Origin of the sequence: Halobacillus naozhouensis (assembly GCF_029714185.1) — a bacterium.
Taxonomy (GTDB): domain Bacteria; phylum Bacillota; class Bacilli; order Bacillales; family Halobacillaceae; genus Halobacillus_A; species Halobacillus_A naozhouensis.
Window position 1 is genome coordinate 3610357 of record NZ_CP121671.1, and the last position, 18001, is coordinate 3628357.

The following is an 18001-nucleotide window of genomic DNA, read 5'->3' on the forward strand; positions in this document are numbered from 1 at the left end:
ATCGATGTGTTAAAAATCGATTAGGAAATGACCTGGTTTATAAGATGCTCAGCCCGTTAGAATCCTATCAATAAATGATGAAATATCGTATAATCTACCAATAACCAACACAGTTACAGTACAAAGGAATGAAATATATATGACGATTCTCTCATTCATAGCCATATTAGCTGCAGGAATTGCAGTAGGATTTATCAACGTCATGGCCGGAGGCGGTTCACTACTGACCCTGCCGCTATTGATCTTCTTTGGGCTTCCATCCTCCGTAGCAAACGGTACTAACCGGATTGCCCTGATGGCGCAGAATCTTGTTGCCATCACCTCTTTTCGAAAAAGCGGATACTTTGATTGGAAACTGGGATTGCGGCTGGCGATTCCCGCCTTCCTTGGGTCGATCGTTGGAGCAAGATTCGCCATCTCCCTTCCCGACGAACTCTTCAACCGCATCCTATCCATTGTGATGTTGCTCGTCTTAGCCATCATCGTTTGGAAACCGCATAAAAAACTATCCCAAACGGCGGAACAAGACACTGTTGGAAAAAAGATCGGTCTCATCCTGATGTTCTTTCTCGTCGGCGTCTATGGCGGATTCATCCAGGCAGGAGTCGGATTTATCATCATTGCTGCCCTGACCTTAATGTCCGGGCTGTCCCTTGTGAAAATCAACAGCTTAAAAGCATTTATCGTTGCGGTCTATACAGTTTCAGCACTTGTCGTCTTCATCCTCAACGACCAAATTCACTGGGGATACGGATTAACGTTGGCACTGGGCACAAGTATCGGGGCATTTCTCGGCAGCCGGTTTGCGGTAAAACGAGGAGAGAAATGGGTGCAGCGAATCTTAGTAGCCGCTGTACTCTTAATGGCCATCAGACTCTTTTTCTTTACTTGATATGGACATGGAAATAAACCCCACCTCAGGTCATCCAGAATTTGGATGACCTGAGGTGGGGTTTATTGGCAATTATTATTCTTTATTTTTTTCTAGCTAAATTTTCACGGTCATCCGTCAATGGAGGCTGCTCCAGCCACCCGTTTTTGATCAGAAGATTGCAGCCATCCTCAGCATACAGCCCAATCTGTCCAATAAGACGTGCGTACTGTACTGCCAAGTCCCGCCTTTGAACAACAGATAAGGCAGCTCCGTAAAACCCGGCAGCTGTGGAAACTAGTGAAACAACATGGAATAGCATCAATTTATTCGAAAAAGGAGCAGTCGTGGAATTGGTGATTTCAGACTCCCACTTCCTAGGAGCAGGCAGATTCTCTTTAGACAAGATAGAATCCAGAATTTCCACTTGTTGTTGACAGAGTTTTTCACCTCTTTGAAAAAATTTACGAAGTTCTTTTGATGAGGTCACCTGGCTGAAACCAACTTCCAACACAATTTTCACCATAAGTTTTTGTGCATTAAAAAAGAGCCCATCGATCTCTATGGCGTTAAGAGGACGTTGTTTGCCAACCCATCCATTTAAATAATTTTGATTGTTAACAAATTCGATATGGCTCGGCGCGTTAAGGTTTGGAGGTCTGCTGAAAATCCCCTTTTGCACCATAACTTCTACAATTTTATCGTATAGTTTCATCGCTTCTTCATTACATTGAATAAAATAGCTTCTTTGGTCGGCGCGTACAGAAGTACCTGTGGCAGCAGCATAACCTGTTAAACCGTGCAATGTCATAATGTACATATAGTATAAAGTGAGGTGATCTGAGAATAACGGAGGGGCCTCACGGTTTACATCTTTTTCTGAAAATCCTTTTGGAACAGGATAAGAAGCTTGTCTTAAAAATTTTGTGATTTTCTCAACATGTGATTTTGATAATCCTCCAGCATACTCCAAAATTTCTCGTACATCTTGATCTTCTACTTTTTCTAAAAAATAACTTATAACAAGGAAGGACATGCTGTCATTCTGATATTGTGTCCAAAGATTGGCCAATTCTGAAGCATTTAAACGAACATGATCATGCGTGCTTTCCATCAATAGTCCCCCGATTCTAGATCCATTATTAGATAGTTTATTGTTTCACCTAATGGAAAGAATATTCTCGCTGATCGGGCAATTAATGAGAACGAAGGAATTCCGGCTGGTGGAATGGGACAGCAAATAAAATGCCCTACCCACAACCCGCGGCCGGAACGTCTGATAAAAAGCTTGCATTTATAAGAAATAAATTATACAATCATTATCGAAAATCGATATCGGATTTCGTTATCAACCTCGAAAGGAGAGATTATTTGGATAATAAAGTATTGCGTAAATTATTTCTCGGATTTATTCACATTCATATTCTACATCATGCCAAGGAAGAGGCGATTTACGGTTCCTGGATGCTGGAAGAGTTGCGTGAACATGGCTATGAAATGAGCGCCGGAACGTTATATCCGATCCTTCACAATATGGAAATCGATCAGCTGCTGGATAGAGAAGAAGTCAACGTAAATGGGAAAATCAGAAAATATTACCGGATCACAGACAAGGGAGAAACTGTGCTTCAGGAAGCCCGAGAAAAGGCTTATGAACTTTTCAAGGAAATTAAGTAGACAAAACGGGGTGAGGATATGGAAAAACAATCAACCAACAAAAGTACGTTCCAAGTTTTATTAGAAATTCTATTGGCTTCGACAAAATTGGGGCTTACATCTTTCGGAGGCCCTGTTGCCCATCTTGCTTATTTTAAAGATGAATATATTGATCGCAGGAAATGGCTCGATGATAAAACGTACTCAGATATCATTGCCCTATGCCAGTTCCTGCCTGGGCCGGCAAGCAGCCAGGTGGGGATTTCAATCGGGATGCTGCGCGGAGGAATACTGGGAGGAATCGTGTCGTGGATCGGATTCACACTCCCATCAATCATAGTTCTCGTGGTCTTTGCCATGCTGTATCAAACGTTCACCTTAGGAGACGCAGGGTTTATTCATAGTTTGAAGATCGTCGCTGCGGCGATTGTCCTGCATGCTTTAATCGGGTTAGGGAAAAAACTGACCCCTGATAAAACACGGCTGGCTATCGCAATTGTAGCGGCCTTTATTATGCTGCTTTATCCTTCCGCGTGGATACAGATTCTCATCATTGTGGCAGCCGGGGTGCTGGGTTTGACGCTTTTTAAAGGTCGAGCCGAAACGAACGTCAAACCTTTTTCGGTTAACATTTCTAAGAAAACAGGAATCATTTCACTGGGGATTCTGGTCTTTGGTCTCGTCGCCCTGCCGATTGTTACAGCAGTGACGAACAACCCGTTGCTTAATATTTTTGATATCTTTTTCAGGGTAGGTTCACTGGTGTTTGGCGGCGGTCATGTGGTCCTGCCTATGCTGGAGCGAGAAGTTGTCCCAACGGGCTGGATGTCACCGGAAGAATTTCTGGCTGGATATGGCATGGCTCAGGCTGTTCCTGGCCCCTTATTTACGTTTTCCAGTTATTTAGGAACGATGATGGAAGGAATCGGCGGCGCGATCGTAGCAACGATCGGAATCTTTTTGCCATCGTTTCTGCTGGTTATCGCGGCGCTGCCGTTTTTAAATGAATTGCGTAAACGTTCTACTTTCCAGGGAATTCTAATGGGTGTGAACGCCAGTGTGGTCGGAATCTTATTAGCGGCATTCTATGACCCCGTGATCAAAAGTTCAATCTTTGAAGCATCCGACTTCGCCCTCGGTGTCGTACTATTCGCCCTGCTCAACATCTGGAAAGTCCCAGCCTGGCTCATCGTTATATTAGGAGTAGTCGGTGGCTATGTCATTAATTTAATAGGCATGTAGTTTGAATCAAAAAGGTAATCCTTACCACCTCAGGTCATCCATTTTCTGGATGACCTGAGGTGGTAATTTTTTGGATCTTTTAATCCTCTTGTCTCTTAAAGAATCCGGTAATTTTACTGGATAGGTCGTCGAAGTATGTGTAGACAACGGGAATTAGGATGAGCGTGAAGAAGCTTGAAACCGTCAATCCAAAGATGATCGTGACTGCGAGCGGCTGTTGGGCTTCAGCACCTTGCCCGATACCGAGCGCGAGCGGCAGCATCCCTAACACGGTCGTAAGCGTGGTCATTAGGATTGGACGCAGGCGATTTGGCCCCGCTTCTAAAATCGCTTCCCTGCGATCGTATGAATTTCTCCGTAAAATATTGATGTAATCAACGAGCACGATCGCGTTATTGACGACAATTCCGGCAAGCATAATAATCCCGACGAAGGCTGGCAGGCTGAACGGCAGGCCGGTGATGAACAAACCTCCCGACACCCCTACGATCGTCGCGGGCAGCGAGAACATAATAATTAACGGGAATAGGAAATTCTCAAATTGGACCGCCATCACGGCATACACGAGAAAGATGGAAAACACGAGCGCCAGGGCCAGATCACCAAAGGCCTCACGCATGTCTTCAGCTTGTCCGCCAATCGAATAAGAATAGCCTTCCGGGAAGTTCAAGCTATCGAGCTGGGCACGGACTGCTTCGGTCGTACTGCCAAGATCACGGCCGACGACTTCTGCTTCCACGTTCACCTGGGGCTGCTGCCCTTCACGCAATAAGGAAACTGGCCCCTGAACTTGCTGCAGATCCGCGATCGTTGCCAACGGAATGACCGAACCGCTTGGCGTCTGCACCGACATCCCTTCTAAATCGGCAATCGTTTGGCGCTCTTCTTTTGGAAGTATTAAACGAACATCAATTTCGTTTCCGCCCTCGCGGTAGCGGGTAGCGATTTGCCCGCTGAAGGCGAGCTGAATCTGATTGATGACCTGTTGATCACTCAAACCGTACTGTGCTGCCTTCTGATCGTTGACATTGATTTGCATTTCCGGACGTCCTTCATCAGTGGAAGAGGTCGGTTCACTGATCCCTTCAACATCTTCCATCAAATAAACAACTTGACGGGACAGCTGATCGAGCACTTCGTATTCTGGTCCATTCAGCTGGATTTGCAACGGGGCTCCTATCCCAAGTCCGGCTTCCATTTCACTGACCGCAATATCGGCTCCCGCTATCCCTTGTAGAGCCTCATTGATGTCTTCTGTGACAGCCTTGGTGCTCTGCCCACGTTCTCCCGGATCAACAAGCTGTATCGTATAGGACGCAAAGTCAGAGGAACTGTTGCCCGCTCCTCCGCCGAATCCTCCACCCCCAATCGTCAGGTAGCTCACTTCGATGACGTCACTAAACTCCTTGAGGTGATCGTCCACCTGATTGGTAAACTCCTGAGTGGTCTCCACACCCGTCCCTTCTGACATGTTTACACTAATTTGCACTTGTCCTTGGTCAGAAGGCGGAATGAACTCCGTGCCGATCAACGGGATCAGTGCGAATCCAATCGCCACGCTGATCCCTGTCGCAAGCACCGTTGTTTTCCTATACTGCAGCACTTTTCTTAGCAATCCGCGATACGCATCGTTCACCTTTTCTAAAAACCGGTCGAACCAATAGCGGCGGCCGCTTGATGCAATTGTCTTGGTCAGCAGTTTCGATGATAGCATCGGCACGAGTGTAACCGATACGGCAAGCGAAGCGATCAGCGCAAACGATACCGTTAACGCGAGTGGCGTGAATAGCTCTGACGCAATCCCTTCTACGAAAATAATGGGTAAAAACACGACGAGCGTCGTCGTTGCGGAGGCGATAACAGCTGGGGCCAGTTCGGAAGCGCCCAGCTTTGAGGCCTCGACCATCGAATACCCCCGCTGCCGATAACTATAAATACTTTCCAAAATCACGATCGAGCTGTCAACCATCATGCCAATTCCGAGCGCCAGTCCGCCCATCGTCAGCACGTTAAGCGTCTCGCCCGTGAAGTACATCAAGGTAAATGTTGAAATAATTGCGATCGGAATCGAAATTCCGATGACGAGCGTCGCACGAATACTTTTCAAAAACAACAGCAGGACGAATACAGAGATAATCCCGCCGATGATAATATTCTTTACAACACTATTGATGGAGGTTTTGACAAATTCACTCGTATCGAGGACGACTTCGAGGTTGACCCCCTCTGGCAGCTCACTCCTAGCTTCCTCCATGGCTGCGTGAATCTGATCAGCCGTTTCCACTGTGTTGCTGTCGGTTTTCTTCAAAAAAGACAACACAACGGCCGGCGTGCCATTCACCTCGGAGATCGTATTCGATTTAGCAAAATTCTCCTCGACTTCCGCGATCTGATCAAGAGTGAGGCTGGTGCCATTTGGTGTTTGGATAATCGTCTCGCGCACATCTTCAATGCTTTCATACTCCCCACTGATCCGTATTTGCAGATCCTTCTGTCCTTTTTGAATGTTGCCGGCGGAAGCGGATTGGTTCGAGGAATTCAAGGCTTGAATTATTGTCTGCGAGTTCAGTCCGTATTGCGCCATTTTTGCCCGGTCAATCATTACTTGAACTTCGCGTGTTCGCCCGCCTTCAATGGTGACAGAAGCTACCCCTTCCTGACGTTCAAACAAGGGAACAAGCCGATTCTCGGCCAATTGCTGCAAATCTTCTGGTGTATCGCCAGACAATCCGATTGTCATGATCGGCAGCTGCTGGGGATTGAAGCGCAGCACGCTCGGTTCGCCCGCCCCTTCTGGCAGCACACTCGTTACGGAATCGACCTTCTCTCTCACTTCCAGCAAGGTATTGTCAAGATTAACACCAGTATTAAACTGCATCATCACGAGCGATGCCCCTGCTTGAGAACGGGATTGCAAGACTTCAAGCCCCTCCAGCGAACTGACCGCAGATTCAATCGGACGACTGACCAATTTTTCAACCTCTTGGGGGGCTGCCCCCTCATAACTCGTTGATACAACAGCGATCGGCAGTTCAATGTCTGGAAAAAGATCGATAGTAAGCGACCGCAGTGATACGAAGCCAAGCCCGAGAATGGCAGCGACAATCATGATTACTCCGACTGGACGCTTGACGGATTCATTTACAAGCTTCACTTATGCGTCCTCCTTCATAATCGTCACATTGGCCCCATCACTTAAGGTCAGCTGGCCGCTCGTTACGACAGGTGCCTCCATGTTTACGTCACCGGAAATCGCTGTTTGCTTCGTTTGGGATTCGATCACTTCTACATCCACACGCACAGCCTTCTGATCGATCACCTGGTAAATATACGACTGGCCGGCCTCCTCGGCGACAGCATCTGTTGGAACAATCAGTGTATCTTCGACAACCGTTTCTGGTAAAAGAAACGTCGCCATCATGCCTGGTTTGATCGCTCTATCTTGATTTTCAACGGTCGCTTCTACAGGGTAAAGCCCTGTCTCATCAGGAACCGATGGAACATAGCTAATCGTCGACGTTATTGGTTCTTCCAGCGTATCCATTTGGACTTGAAGCTCTTCCCCTTCAGAAAATAGCCCAAGTTGTTCTGCCGTCACGGCCGCTGTGATCGTCATCGGATTTAAGCTGACAATCGTGGCGAACGGCTGCTGATTCGTGACCATATCACCTTCGCCAGCCTTCAGTGAAGAGACTTCTCCGCTGGCAGGAGCAGTAATTACTTCGTTAGCGCCTTGTTCCTTTGCTTGATTAAGCTGTACTTGCGCTTGTTCCACTTGAAGCTCGGCTTGCTCAACACCAATTCGGGCTTGTTCAAGCTGCTGCTGCGCCTGATCGACCTGTGCTTCAGCCTTGGCAACAGCTGAACTGCTTGACGCTCCCTTTTCGCCGATTAGCTGCTGATATTGGGCGTAAGCTTGATCAGCACGGGTTTGTGCCTGCTCGTAGAGCACTTCCGGCACGGTGCCTTCTTCGACTAATTGTTTCGTCTCATCGGCCAGGGCTTGCGCCTGTTCATATTGTTGTTTGGCCGCAGTAGCGGCTTTATTGCCTTGAGTCGCTTTTGCATTGGCCGCTTCCTTAGCAATTTCAACTTGTTCTTTCGCATTCTCTACTCCAGCTTGGGCTTGTTCATAGGCAATTTGTGCGTTTTCCAGCTGTTTCTTCGCTTGCTTGACCGCAAGCTGCTGGAGTTCAACCTGGCTGCTCATATTGCCGGGATCGACGACGCCGACCGTCTCCCCTTCTTCAATGCGGTCACCCTTGGCTACGTTTAACGTCACCAGTTCGCCAGGAACGCTCGAAATGACGGGAGAGGTGTCAGCGGTCGTGGCCCTCCCCACTATTTTTCTTTCAATAATGAAGTTATCTTGAATCATTTCAGTGGTTTCGACGGGTGTTGTTCGGGTTTCGGCTGTTTCTTCGGCGTTATCTGAATTGTTGCAGGCGGTTAGTGTTGTGATGGTTAGCAGGAGGAGAAAATATGTAAGACGTTTCATAGGTTCAATATCCTCTCTTGTGTGGTCATAATTATGGATAATGTTACTAAAGTGCGAACGGGATTGCAACTTGTCGAGGGGTGACAGATTGGTGAATGTTTGTAAAAGCTGTGGGGAGAGTGTTGTGATTATTTGAGTTATTTCCGGGGAAATAATCTATTCCCCACGATTAATAAAATAATTGCTCGAATCGTCTTGGGAATAAAGATAGTGGAAGTTCGTTTAAGACCGAATTAAGAGGAAGTTCGGTTAAGAACGGCACGCCTGTGGGGCAAAAATAAACCGCCTGGCTCGAATAGAGTCAGGCGGTTATGTAAGTTATTGCATCGTGTTGCCGAGTTGGGCAATAATGAGATCAAGTTTTTTCACTTGAGATAGCTGCTCGTGATCAGGGAATTTCTCATTAAAGTGCTGGAATAGCGGCATGAGGGCTTCGTCATCGAGTAACTCTTTATACGTTTGATACGTATGTTGATACTGCTTAATGTAGCGTTTCATTTTTTTCTCAAAACCTGCTAGATGATAGGTAGATGAGAAGTCAAAGGCTTTCGCGATGTCGCTGTCATAAGAAGGGAATTCCGGGTTGATCGCGTGCAGCATAGCAGCGGCGAGTGGAAACTGCATCGTTGGATTGCCTTTATGATTCTTAATCTCGTACAGGCGTTTCGTGATGTGCACGATGTTCGGGCGTTCTTGCTCGCGCTGTTCTTCCATGACCTTAAAGTATTCAGATTCGAATTCTTTCGTAAGGCTTGGGTTGTCCAGCTTGAAGAAATGGCGAAAGACGAATTGATAAATCGTATCATCCGGAACGTACGTGCTAACGAACTCTTGGTTTAGATAAACGTAAACAGCGACCTTTTCTCTCGGAATTTTGTTTACGACTGCTTCTTGGTCATCCAATAAAAATTGCTTGATGTCTGCGGCTGTTCTGTATTTCATCGATTTTCACCTCTCCTTTCCCTATTCCACACATATTCCCTTGGGAAACTTCTGATTTTGAAAAATTACGCCGTAGAATGAGGGGATTTAATGCGTGCCATTTAGAAGGTCGAGCATTCTCTAGTAGTTTCTATTTTACCGAAGTGTTACGGTGTTGCCAAGTTTCCGGGCAAATCGTAAACGTATTGTAAAAGTATAACGGTTGAATGTTCTATCGTGTGGGCCGATATAAGCAGGGAGAGGAGTGTGATGTGATGGATATTGCAGCGGCCTCAAACATGATGAGCCATGCGCAGGTAAGGCAGCAGGCGAGCCTTGCAGTTATGGATAAGGCGATAAAAATAACCGAGCGGGATACCAGTCATATGATCCAGATGCTGCAGCAGTCAACGCCTGCTGTTCCGCATCCTACTCATGGGAATCAAATTGATGTGAAGGGGTGAAGAGGAATAGGCGGCAAATTCCTTGGCTCATTCAGGGAGGAATGGCTGCATGGACCTCACCCAATCAGGGAGTGTGAGCAATATGGCAAAGCTTTTTGTGATTGGATTGGACTGTTTTTCGCGGGGATTTCCTTGCTGTTGATGGACTTTTTGGCTAGACTCGCCCCCTTTTTACCATGGGAGGGACCAGCCTCGTAGGCATCGCAGTTTAAGCCAAACGCAAAAAAAATAGCCGCTCTTAGTAAGCGGCTGTAGGTGAACATATTATTGATTATTCTGGTCTTCTCCATTTTCCATGGTATCTTCGTTCGATCCATCTCCGTTTCCATCGTCAGTGTCTGTATCACCATTGTCGTTGTTGTTCTCTTCTGTACCCTCACCATTTTGCTGCTGTTCTTCTTCCATGCCGTCTTCCTCTGGCGGAGTACCTTCTTCTGTCGGATTATTGTTGTTCTCTTCTTTTTCTTCCTCTGCTGGCTGATCTTCTTGTTCAGAAGCGCAAGCTCCAAGAACTGAGATGGCTAGAAAAGCGATAAGTAATTTAAGGGCAATATTCTTCATACTTATTTCCTCCTTCAGAATCATATACGATTTCTAGTGTGCCCGGGGCATTTGGCATTTATACCAAAATATAGAACTCGATGCTCAGCTTATTACCCAACGTTCGCCTCATAAAGAAGAAGCCGCCCGAGCGCTAAAGCTTCTGACGACTCCTTGGCAAAATCGATTCAGTTTTCTTGAATCAGGTTAAGAAATTTTAATCTGTTCCAGAACCTCTTGCAGTTGTTGGATGCTAACCTTGACCATGTTTTCATACAAACCTAAGATTAATTGTCCATATCGATCACCAGGTACAGCCCACTTTCCATTTAAACCGACCCAGTCTTTTGCACTGCCGCGGGTGACAAGGTCAAAGCGCGGATCAACTAAAGGGTGGCCGTCTGGCAATGGTTTCGTTGATGCATAAGCATACAAGTGCTGCAAATGCGCCAACACCCCGTCTTTTGGTGTGTCAAAACTTGCTCCGGAATTATCGGGTCCTGTAGCACCGATTCCGGCATAGTTATTCTGCCCTTTATCAACCACCCCTGTGAAACGAAAATAATCGGTTTCGTGAAGGGCTTGCGCGAAAGCCACGTCCCCTCTTATTCCATAGAAACTACCCAGGGTTTGATAGTAATGCCCTAACAATGGAGCATCAGGATTTACGCTTCGAGCGAAACGATCCATTTGCTCCGGTGATAACATGCCGGGCCCCATAATACTATAGCCCGACACCTCCTCTTCACTGTCTTCATTGCCACCGCTGCCGTCATTACCTTCCACATCAATATAAGCATCTGTGATCCCAGCTTCTTTTACTTCAGCGAGCCGTTGTTCCGCATTACTTCGGCTTGAGAACGCTCCCGCCTGAACACGATACCAAACCTGACCAGAAATCGTAACCTGATCAATAAAGGATGGGATTCCCTCGGAATCGAGATAATCAACACGGTCCTGCGCATTCTCCTTTGCTTGGAAAGAACCTGCAATTATTCTATACAACGTTTTCGGAGCTACTTTTTCAAGATTAAAAGCTCGGGCAAGACCATTCACATGGCCGCGGGCCACTTTTTGACGGTAGGCGGAACTTTTCAATTTTGCAGCATCGGTTGGATTGTCAATAAAGCCATTTTCCGTTAACAGCGCATGCATTGCTGACTCTCTTAATACGTGAAAATTGGCTTTCTTCTGACCTCGGTCCGGCAATTCATTGACGGCCGTGATCTCTTGGTGCATAATATCCTGATATTGAGCGGTTTGGGACGAATCTGACAATCCGATATAAATATAATCCTCGTATCCTCTGACTGAACCATTAAAGGCATTACAATGGATCGATAAATAGTAATCGGCATTCCAGGCATTCGCTTCATTCGTCCGCTGATCCAGACTTTTTGTGATATCGGATGTCCGGCTCATTTTCAAGTCAACATTACGATATTCACTATTTAATATACTGCGAATTTTCAGCGCGATATCGAGTGTAATGTTCTTTTCCATTAACCCATTTCCAGTTGCACCTGAATCACTACCACCATGTCCCGGATCTAAATATAACTTCACGGTTTCATCTCCTCCTTTTACTTTTTCTCAAAAATGATAACGGACCTTTCCATTGCGATCCGTTATCTGTAATAAAGATATTTGTCCAACACCTCCTTCCCCTTTGCGACATAGAATTCGAGTGTACTTAAATTTACCTAGGCGTCGTCACTAGAGTCTACTGCTTTCGCTGCATCTACATACCCTGCACCTTGAACATACTCTGGTAATCCTCTATCGATTGCTGTATCAAGCAGGCGCTGCTTCACCTGATCTGGCGTCTCTTCAGGATGAACCTGAAGAATGAGAGCCACGATCCCTGCACAAATCGGGGTCGCCATCGATGTCCCTGATAATGAAAAATATTCATCATCTACACGACTCGACTTCGACGTTTTATCTAAAAAGGAACCAGGTGCTCTTAAGGAAATAATGTTCACACCCGGAGCCAGGATATCTGGCTTCGATACTTCCCCACATGCAGGTCCACGGCTTGAGAAAGGAGCAATATCTTCATCAGTACGATTAATCGTATCCTGATCATCCATGGCCCCTACTGTAATCACCTTCGAGCTGATCCCCGGCGTCCCAATTGTTCGTTGGTCAGGTCCGGAGTTCCCTGCAGCCACACACACCACAATGCCGCTTTCCCATGCTTTATCAACGATTTGAACAAGGGGGTCATTACAGTCTGATTCATCTGCAGCAGCTCCTAGCGAAAGTGAAATGATATCGATTCCATGCTCCTCTTTATGGTCGATACACCATTGTACACCAGATACAATCGTGGAGAGTGAGCCTGACCCCATTTGGTTCAGTACTTTCACCCCAATAATCCCTGCTTCAGGGGCAGAACCACGGTATCTTAAATCTGAAGAAAAACCATTACCTGCTGCATCCCCGGCACAATGGGTTCCATGACCATTATCATCATAAGGTTCAAGTTTGTCGTTTACAAAATCTTTAAAGGCCACAATCCGGTTCGTAGGCTGTGTTAAATCCTCGTGGGGGTAAACCCCTGTATCCACGATTGCAATGTTTACGCCTTTCCCGGTAATGCCTTTTTGGTTGAGCTGTTGCGCATGAACCGACGGGGAGGCTACATCTAGTAAAGCCTTCACTTCGCGGTCATAGTATATTTTTTTGATTTGACAATCATTGTTCATCAGCTTCTCGATCGTCTTTGCGGTCAGTTCGGCTGAACAGCTGGATGTGCTCGGGAACTCCTGCATGACCTTGGACTTCCCATCCAATTCAACCACATCATGAACTTTGTTCAAAGCTGAATACATGTGTTCGAATTCAATAATAACAGGAAATTTCTTCGATTTTTTTAGTCTATTTTCTATAAAACGGTGTAGAAAACAAGGAGTACGACGTAAAGGTTTATACAAATGGATTAATTGTTGGCGCAATTCTTTGTCAAACTTGTCGCTATGCTCTCGTGTTAGTTGAATCATAGAGAATCCTAACATTCTATCACCTCCTTTGATCGTCATGCTGTATTCTATGAAAAAGTGAAGAAGAAATGGCGGTATTTGTAGGGTTATGAGCGAAAAAAGGCGCTTGTCTGATAGAAAATTCTATGTGTTTGAGGCTGTCAGGCGAAAAAGAGTATACGTTGTGGCATGGATGGAAGGGATCTTAAGAGGCTTTGCCTTAAGGAGGAATGTTCTTGCGCCAGGGCGGTATCTTTCCGCATTAGGGAGCTATCTACTTGCGTTAAGACACTATGGTCATCCCACGTACTAAGGACTATCCCATTCAACACAACGTTTCAAGCTCATTAAAAAACCGCCCCATTCAGGACGGTTTTCAGCATTATTATTTAAGAGCAAACATGATTTCCGCTTCACAAGCAGTTTCGCCATCTACTGTGGCGAGGGCTTTTCCTTTGCCCATCGGTCCTTTGAGACGAACGATTTCAACTTCCAATTTGAGTCGATCCCCTGGTTTGACCTGACGCTTGAAGCGGCATTTGTCAATCCCTGTAAAAAAGGCGAGCTTGCCTTGGTTTTCTTCTTTTTTCAGCATGGCGACAGCCCCCATCTGAGCAAGAGCTTCGGTAATGAGCACACCAGGCATTACAGGATAATCTGGAAAATGGCCCTGGAAGAAAGGCTCGTTGGCGGTAACGTTCTTATAACCGACAGCACGCTTGCCTTCCTCGATTTCTTCCACCTGATCGATCAGCAAAAATGGATAGCGGTGGGGAATGATTTCTTTAATCGCTTGAATATCTAACATAGGAATACTCCTTTCAGTACAAACTATACCTATTATAATCGTATCCATCACATTCGACAAAACTTTCCTGATGGTGAAAGGAGGAAACCTTATGCTTTGGACGATTATCCTCATCTTACTGGCGTTCTGGCTAATTGGCGTTATCATTGATATTGCTGGGGGATTAATTCATTTGCTGCTGATCGCCGCTATTATTTTTCTCGTGATTCGCTTGTTCCGCAGACGTGCACCGCGCGATTAGGGTGATATGTTTTGTTCCGAACTGAAAAAAATCACCCTGGCAAGCCGTTCATCCATTGCACATTTCAATCCAATCCCAGTCTCTTCAGCTAAAACTAAGAGGACTTGGTCAGCTGACGGTTGCTGGTATACGTCTGCTCCGTCCCTTCGTCCTGCTGATAACGGCCGATTTCATTCACCCGGATGCTCGGAGTCAGCCAGAACGTGTACCACGATCCTTCTTTAATAATTGGGTCAAAGTCGAACAGATCGAAGTGGCACGATTCGGCTAGATCATTGAGTTCATCTGTATTCGGCAAGGCGAATAAGTTCGAATGGGCGACGAAAAAACTGTTAAACGCTGAAGAGAACTCTTCCCCATGTTCAGTTTCATTGACCGGGGTGACGACTGAAATCAGGCCGTCTTTATTCAGATAGCTGTATAAATGATTCATCAGCTGCTCGCGCACGTCGGGCTGAATATAATGAAACACATTGTGCAGCAGAATCACGTCAACACCAGATCCTTCTGGGGTCCAATCCATCACATCCGCTACTTCAAAGCTGAGATTTGGGTAGCCTTCCGCTAACTCGCTGGCGCGGTCCACGACGTCTTGATTGAGATCGATACCGATCATTTGGACATTGGGATAAGACTCGGCTAGTTTTCGTAAATACCCGCCGTGGCCGCAGCCCAGATCAACGATGGTGTCGAGTTCCCTGTCGTGTATCATCTTTTTTATTTTTTTAATCGAAAAATGTTCGAGCAGTGCTGATGTTTCGGCTACTACTTCGCCGTGGCGCTCGTGGTCGAAGTAGGCGCGTTGGTTGTTTCTCATGTATTCCGGATAGCCAAGAAGTGTCGGCATGTGGAGTTCCATCACTTCCTTCAACAGGGCTTTCACGCCGGTGGAGGCGTTATCGCCCATTAGAGAGGCACAGCGTTTCTTCGAGGTTCGATAGCGATGGTTGGGGCGTTTCTTCAAATGTTTCACGGCAACTCCGACACGGACCCAAGAGGAGAGCAGGTCATACGGATAGCCGGTTTCATCGCTGACGTCAGCAACGGTTTTGGCTTTGGCAAAATCGTCAAACAGGCCGAGTTCTGCTCCTACATAAGCATGCCACCCTGGTAAAAATGATTCGTTCTTCTTCATCCATTTTCTTGCTTGCATCGCGGTGACCCATTCGTTCATCATGTCACACCTTCCCTTTCTGTAATGTTCTCCACGGGTAATCCTCCGCTTCACTGAACAGAAATTGCTGCTGCTTGCGATCGCTCACCTTTTTGCTGCGGGCGGGAAGAATACTCCCTTGAATCGCCCGGTCAACCAGGGTAAAGTTCCATTTTCCCAGACCCGATATGTTTAACATTTGCTTAACGTGAAGTTCATCATCGTCATACATCCGCTGCATCGCACGCCTGCGGATGTTGCGCCACCACTGATACGGGAGCGAGTAAACTAAAGCGGACAGGTGACTGATGTTTAACAAAAATTCTACCCGCGGCTTACGGACATCTTCATAATAGTGCAGGTGCTTGTGGAACGGTTCTCCCTGCTCCCTGCACCAGGCAAGCAATTCGCCGAGCACATCAGCGTCCTGAATGGCGAGGTTCATCCCTTCCCCGGCCATCGGATGTACCGTATGAGCCGCATCGCCGATTAAGGCAAGATTCCCTCTGTAATAGGAGTCCACGTGATACGTAAACGGAATCATCAGCTGCACCGCCTTCCAATCCTGGATCGCTCGTACACCTTCCGATAATTCTGGCTCTAGTTCACTGTATGCCTGATAAAGATAGGGAAGACCTCGCTCTTTGATTTGCTTAAACGTGCCAGCTTTAATGAGATAAACGGTACGTACTTGCTGATCGGGAAGCGGAAAAAGTCCAAGAAATTGATCCGCTGTCGTAACCATTTTTCCTTTTGTAAAATCGCTGGGCCTCGGAATCGTCACCGTGAGAAAATGGTGGTTGTAGTCACGCCGCTTCACTCGAACATTCATCGCTTCACGTGTCGGGGAACTGCGCCCTTCTGCCCCGACATACACGTCCGCTTCGATATACTGGATCGATTTCTTTTGCCTAACCTTTGCCATTCCATTCTCAAACCCGAGAAACCGCGTTCCAGCTAAATAGTTGAAATGCTCGGCATAAGCGGCTCCTTTTTCCCGCAAGATATCTTTCGTCGTTTCATGCGGCACCATGAGCGAATGATCATATTTGCTGGCCACCCGGCTATAATTGAGCTCAGTTAATTGAATCTCATTAGGGTGATCATGTGCTTGCCGCTCCACTTCCAGAAAGCGCAGCTGATCAATCACATGACCGTTCGCCTCTGTTTCTGCCAGCACATTGAGCGTATCTAAGATCGCAAGCGTCTTAGGCTGAAGCAGCTCCCCTTTATAAGCCGACGACTTTTTAGCGAGCTGTTCAACTACCGTGACATGAACCCCCCTGCTCGCCAATTTGACGGCCAGAGCCAGTCCGCCTACTCCGCCGCCAGCAATGAATACGTCTGTCTTCACAAGTCGCACCCTCCCTGAATCCTTCTATAACAGGTTCATTCCACAAATCATTCAAATGAAAACCTTCTTCATCCAGACGGTGCGCTTCAGCTGCGAATAGAGGTTAGAGAGCAATCTTTTGACATTAGGGAACAACCATGGGGAGATCAGGAACATTCATGCGGAGAATGGAAACAATCAACGAACGTTACGGAACAATTCCAAATGAGATCTAGAACAATCAACTGTAATTTTTCTAAGGATAACCATCAAACATTGGCAAATAATAACGAAGAAGAGTGACATCACTAAGGAGGGTATACAAATGAACAAACTAGTCGGCAACATCGCTCTTATCCTTTTGTTAACAGGCACCAGCCTTGGGATCAATTCGACAGCCAATGCTGAATCATCTAAAGAACAGGCACTAAACGCTGTTGTTCAATTTCTCAGTGCTCAGAAAAATTGTGACGCCGAGGAAATGATGAAAACATCTGAACACTCCCAAAAAATCAGTAACGTGAAAGAATTTTATACCGGATTTTGTAAAGCCCATCCACTAAAGCAAGCAGAAATAACCGACTTGACCATGGTGAATGACACGACAGCTATTGTTTCAACTCACTCCACCTATGAGGACGTGATTGCAGTGGGAACGAACCCTGTCATCAAAAAAGACGGACAGTGGAAAATCATTAGAGGTGTGTACGGCCCTGGATACGTAGAATTCCCTGACAAATCGAACCGCAGAGTAACGGAAGATAAAGTGCGGCAAGCCATCGAAAACTATTCAAAAGCCATCAATTCCGGCAATGTCAAAGCCATGAGGAAGTATTTGAAACCTTTATCGCAAACAGACAAAGATCATCTCGATAAACACCTCAAGGCTATTTCCGAAGGGCCTGCTCCGGAAGTGACAGCGCTCGGCGTCAGAAAGATTTCCGATTCAGCAGCCATGGCTCAAATTGAAAAGAAATACGAACATTTCCGCTCCACGAGCAACGTCCTCATTTGTAAGGAGGATGGACAGTGGAAGGTTGTCTTTGGTGGTCATCTTCAAAACGCCATGATTCCTACAAGTGACGAAACTGTTGAAATAAAATAGAGATTTAGGCTTTCATTACTGTGGGATCTCAACGTCTGCATTTTCCGGTGGGGGGCATCATGTATATCCTTCGCTGGTATGGCAGTTGATTGAAGCGTAGGGCAGTCGACTCCTGCGGGAAAAGCAATAGCTAAAGATCCCGCTGGAAGCGGTTTTTGCTTCCGAGGAAGTTGAAGTGTTGCCCT

The 18001-nt window shown here is 46.4% G+C and carries 16 protein-coding genes; 6 read left to right on the forward strand and 10 right to left on the reverse strand.

Annotated elements, in window-relative coordinates; all coding sequences use genetic code 11:
* Positions 1 to 202 precede the first annotated feature (202 nt).
* Positions 203 to 892: a sulfite exporter TauE/SafE family protein gene (locus tag P9989_RS18560; protein WP_283078977.1), complete on the forward strand. Its 690-nt coding sequence runs from the start codon at positions 203 to 205 to the stop codon at positions 890 to 892.
* Positions 893 to 974: 82 nt separating this feature from the next.
* On the opposite strand, the gene P9989_RS18565 is transcribed toward P9989_RS18560, so the two are convergent.
* Positions 975 to 1985, reverse strand: a complete 1011-nt coding sequence (locus P9989_RS18565) for a DUF3231 family protein (protein WP_283076336.1) — start codon at positions 1983 to 1985, stop codon at positions 975 to 977.
* A gap of 257 nt (positions 1986 to 2242) precedes the next feature.
* Between P9989_RS18565 and P9989_RS18570 the strand changes: the two genes are divergently transcribed.
* Together P9989_RS18570 and P9989_RS18575 are read left to right on the forward strand one after the other, a co-directional pair.
* Positions 2243 to 2548, forward strand: coding sequence for a PadR family transcriptional regulator (locus P9989_RS18570; RefSeq protein ID WP_283076337.1), 306 nt, complete (start codon positions 2243 to 2245; stop codon positions 2546 to 2548).
* An 18-nt stretch (positions 2549 to 2566) separates the two neighbouring features.
* The gene (locus P9989_RS18575) at positions 2567 to 3769 is read left to right on the forward strand and encodes a chromate transporter (protein WP_283076338.1); all 1203 of its coding nucleotides are present in this window, start codon (positions 2567 to 2569) and stop codon (positions 3767 to 3769) included.
* A gap of 79 nt (positions 3770 to 3848) precedes the next feature.
* Here P9989_RS18575 and P9989_RS18580 read toward each other — a convergent pair whose 3' ends face one another.
* From P9989_RS18580 to P9989_RS18590, 3 genes are all read right to left on the reverse strand, one after another.
* Entirely contained in the window at positions 3849 to 6923 is a 3075-nt protein-coding gene (locus P9989_RS18580; RefSeq protein WP_283076339.1) for an efflux RND transporter permease subunit, read from the reverse strand.
* Positions 6924 to 8267, reverse strand: a complete 1344-nt coding sequence (locus P9989_RS18585; RefSeq protein WP_283076340.1) for an efflux RND transporter periplasmic adaptor subunit — start codon at positions 8265 to 8267, stop codon at positions 6924 to 6926. It abuts the gene before it with no gap.
* A 318-nt stretch (positions 8268 to 8585) separates the two neighbouring features.
* Complete coding sequence (locus P9989_RS18590) at positions 8586 to 9209, reverse strand: hypothetical protein (RefSeq protein WP_283076341.1); 624 nt, start codon at positions 9207 to 9209, stop codon at positions 8586 to 8588.
* 206 nt (positions 9210 to 9415) lie between these two features.
* Here P9989_RS18590 and P9989_RS18595 point away from each other — a divergent pair, with 206 nt between their 5' ends.
* Positions 9416 to 9652, forward strand: a complete 237-nt coding sequence (locus P9989_RS18595; protein ID WP_283076342.1) for a YjfB family protein — start codon at positions 9416 to 9418, stop codon at positions 9650 to 9652.
* Positions 9653 to 9916: 264 nt separating this feature from the next.
* On the opposite strand, the gene P9989_RS18600 is transcribed toward P9989_RS18595, so the two are convergent.
* The 4 genes from P9989_RS18600 to fabZ form a co-directional block, all read right to left on the reverse strand.
* Positions 9917 to 10213 (reverse strand): hypothetical protein, encoded by a 297-nt coding sequence (locus P9989_RS18600; protein ID WP_283076343.1) that lies wholly within the window; start codon positions 10211 to 10213, stop codon positions 9917 to 9919.
* A gap of 186 nt (positions 10214 to 10399) precedes the next feature.
* Entirely contained in the window at positions 10400 to 11758 is a 1359-nt protein-coding gene (locus tag P9989_RS18605; protein WP_283076344.1) for an N-acetylmuramoyl-L-alanine amidase, read from the reverse strand.
* A gap of 137 nt (positions 11759 to 11895) precedes the next feature.
* Positions 11896 to 13212 carry a S8 family peptidase gene (locus P9989_RS18610; protein WP_283076345.1) on the reverse strand — a complete coding sequence of 439 codons (1317 nt, stop codon included), beginning with the start codon at positions 13210 to 13212 and terminating at the stop codon, positions 11896 to 11898.
* A 349-nt stretch (positions 13213 to 13561) separates the two neighbouring features.
* The gene (fabZ, locus tag P9989_RS18615) at positions 13562 to 13984 is read right to left on the reverse strand and encodes a 3-hydroxyacyl-ACP dehydratase FabZ (protein ID WP_283076346.1); all 423 of its coding nucleotides are present in this window, start codon (positions 13982 to 13984) and stop codon (positions 13562 to 13564) included.
* A 91-nt stretch (positions 13985 to 14075) separates the two neighbouring features.
* Here fabZ and P9989_RS18620 point away from each other — a divergent pair, with 91 nt between their 5' ends.
* Complete coding sequence (locus P9989_RS18620; RefSeq protein WP_283076347.1) at positions 14076 to 14225, forward strand: lmo0937 family membrane protein; 150 nt, start codon at positions 14076 to 14078, stop codon at positions 14223 to 14225.
* Between the two features lie 94 nt (positions 14226 to 14319).
* Here the strand turns inward: P9989_RS18620 and P9989_RS18625 are convergent, their stop codons facing one another.
* Together P9989_RS18625 and P9989_RS18630 are read right to left on the reverse strand one after the other, a co-directional pair.
* On the reverse strand, positions 14320 to 15402 hold the full coding sequence (locus P9989_RS18625; RefSeq protein WP_283076348.1) for a class I SAM-dependent methyltransferase: 1083 nt from the start codon (positions 15400 to 15402) through the stop codon (positions 14320 to 14322).
* Between the two features lies 1 nt (position 15403).
* The gene (locus P9989_RS18630) at positions 15404 to 16732 is read right to left on the reverse strand and encodes an FAD-dependent oxidoreductase (RefSeq protein ID WP_283076349.1); all 1329 of its coding nucleotides are present in this window, start codon (positions 16730 to 16732) and stop codon (positions 15404 to 15406) included.
* A 304-nt stretch (positions 16733 to 17036) separates the two neighbouring features.
* Here P9989_RS18630 and P9989_RS18635 point away from each other — a divergent pair, with 304 nt between their 5' ends.
* Complete coding sequence (locus P9989_RS18635; protein ID WP_283076350.1) at positions 17037 to 17816, forward strand: hypothetical protein; 780 nt, start codon at positions 17037 to 17039, stop codon at positions 17814 to 17816.
* The last annotated feature ends 185 nt before the right edge of the window (positions 17817 to 18001 follow it).

Coding starts and splice junctions, on each gene's coding strand:
- P9989_RS18585 (WP_283076340.1), bottom strand. CDS start 8,267: ATGAAACGTCTTACATATTTTCTCCTCCTGCTAACCATCACAACACTA.
- P9989_RS18620 (WP_283076347.1), top strand. CDS start 14,076: ATGCTTTGGACGATTATCCTCATCTTACTGGCGTTCTGGCTAATTGGC.
- P9989_RS18635 (WP_283076350.1), top strand. CDS start 17,037: ATGAACAAACTAGTCGGCAACATCGCTCTTATCCTTTTGTTAACAGGC.
- P9989_RS18600 (WP_283076343.1), bottom strand. CDS start 10,213: ATGAAGAATATTGCCCTTAAATTACTTATCGCTTTTCTAGCCATCTCA.
- P9989_RS18590 (WP_283076341.1), bottom strand. CDS start 9,209: ATGAAATACAGAACAGCCGCAGACATCAAGCAATTTTTATTGGATGAC.
- P9989_RS18575 (WP_283076338.1), top strand. CDS start 2,567: ATGGAAAAACAATCAACCAACAAAAGTACGTTCCAAGTTTTATTAGAA.
- P9989_RS18595 (WP_283076342.1), top strand. CDS start 9,416: ATGTTCTATCGTGTGGGCCGATATAAGCAGGGAGAGGAGTGTGATGTG.
- P9989_RS18560 (WP_283078977.1), top strand. CDS start 203: ATGGCCGGAGGCGGTTCACTACTGACCCTGCCGCTATTGATCTTCTTT.
- fabZ (WP_283076346.1), bottom strand. CDS start 13,984: ATGTTAGATATTCAAGCGATTAAAGAAATCATTCCCCACCGCTATCCA.
- P9989_RS18565 (WP_283076336.1), bottom strand. CDS start 1,985: ATGGAAAGCACGCATGATCATGTTCGTTTAAATGCTTCAGAATTGGCC.
- P9989_RS18610 (WP_283076345.1), bottom strand. CDS start 13,212: ATGTTAGGATTCTCTATGATTCAACTAACACGAGAGCATAGCGACAAG.
- P9989_RS18625 (WP_283076348.1), bottom strand. CDS start 15,402: ATGATGAACGAATGGGTCACCGCGATGCAAGCAAGAAAATGGATGAAG.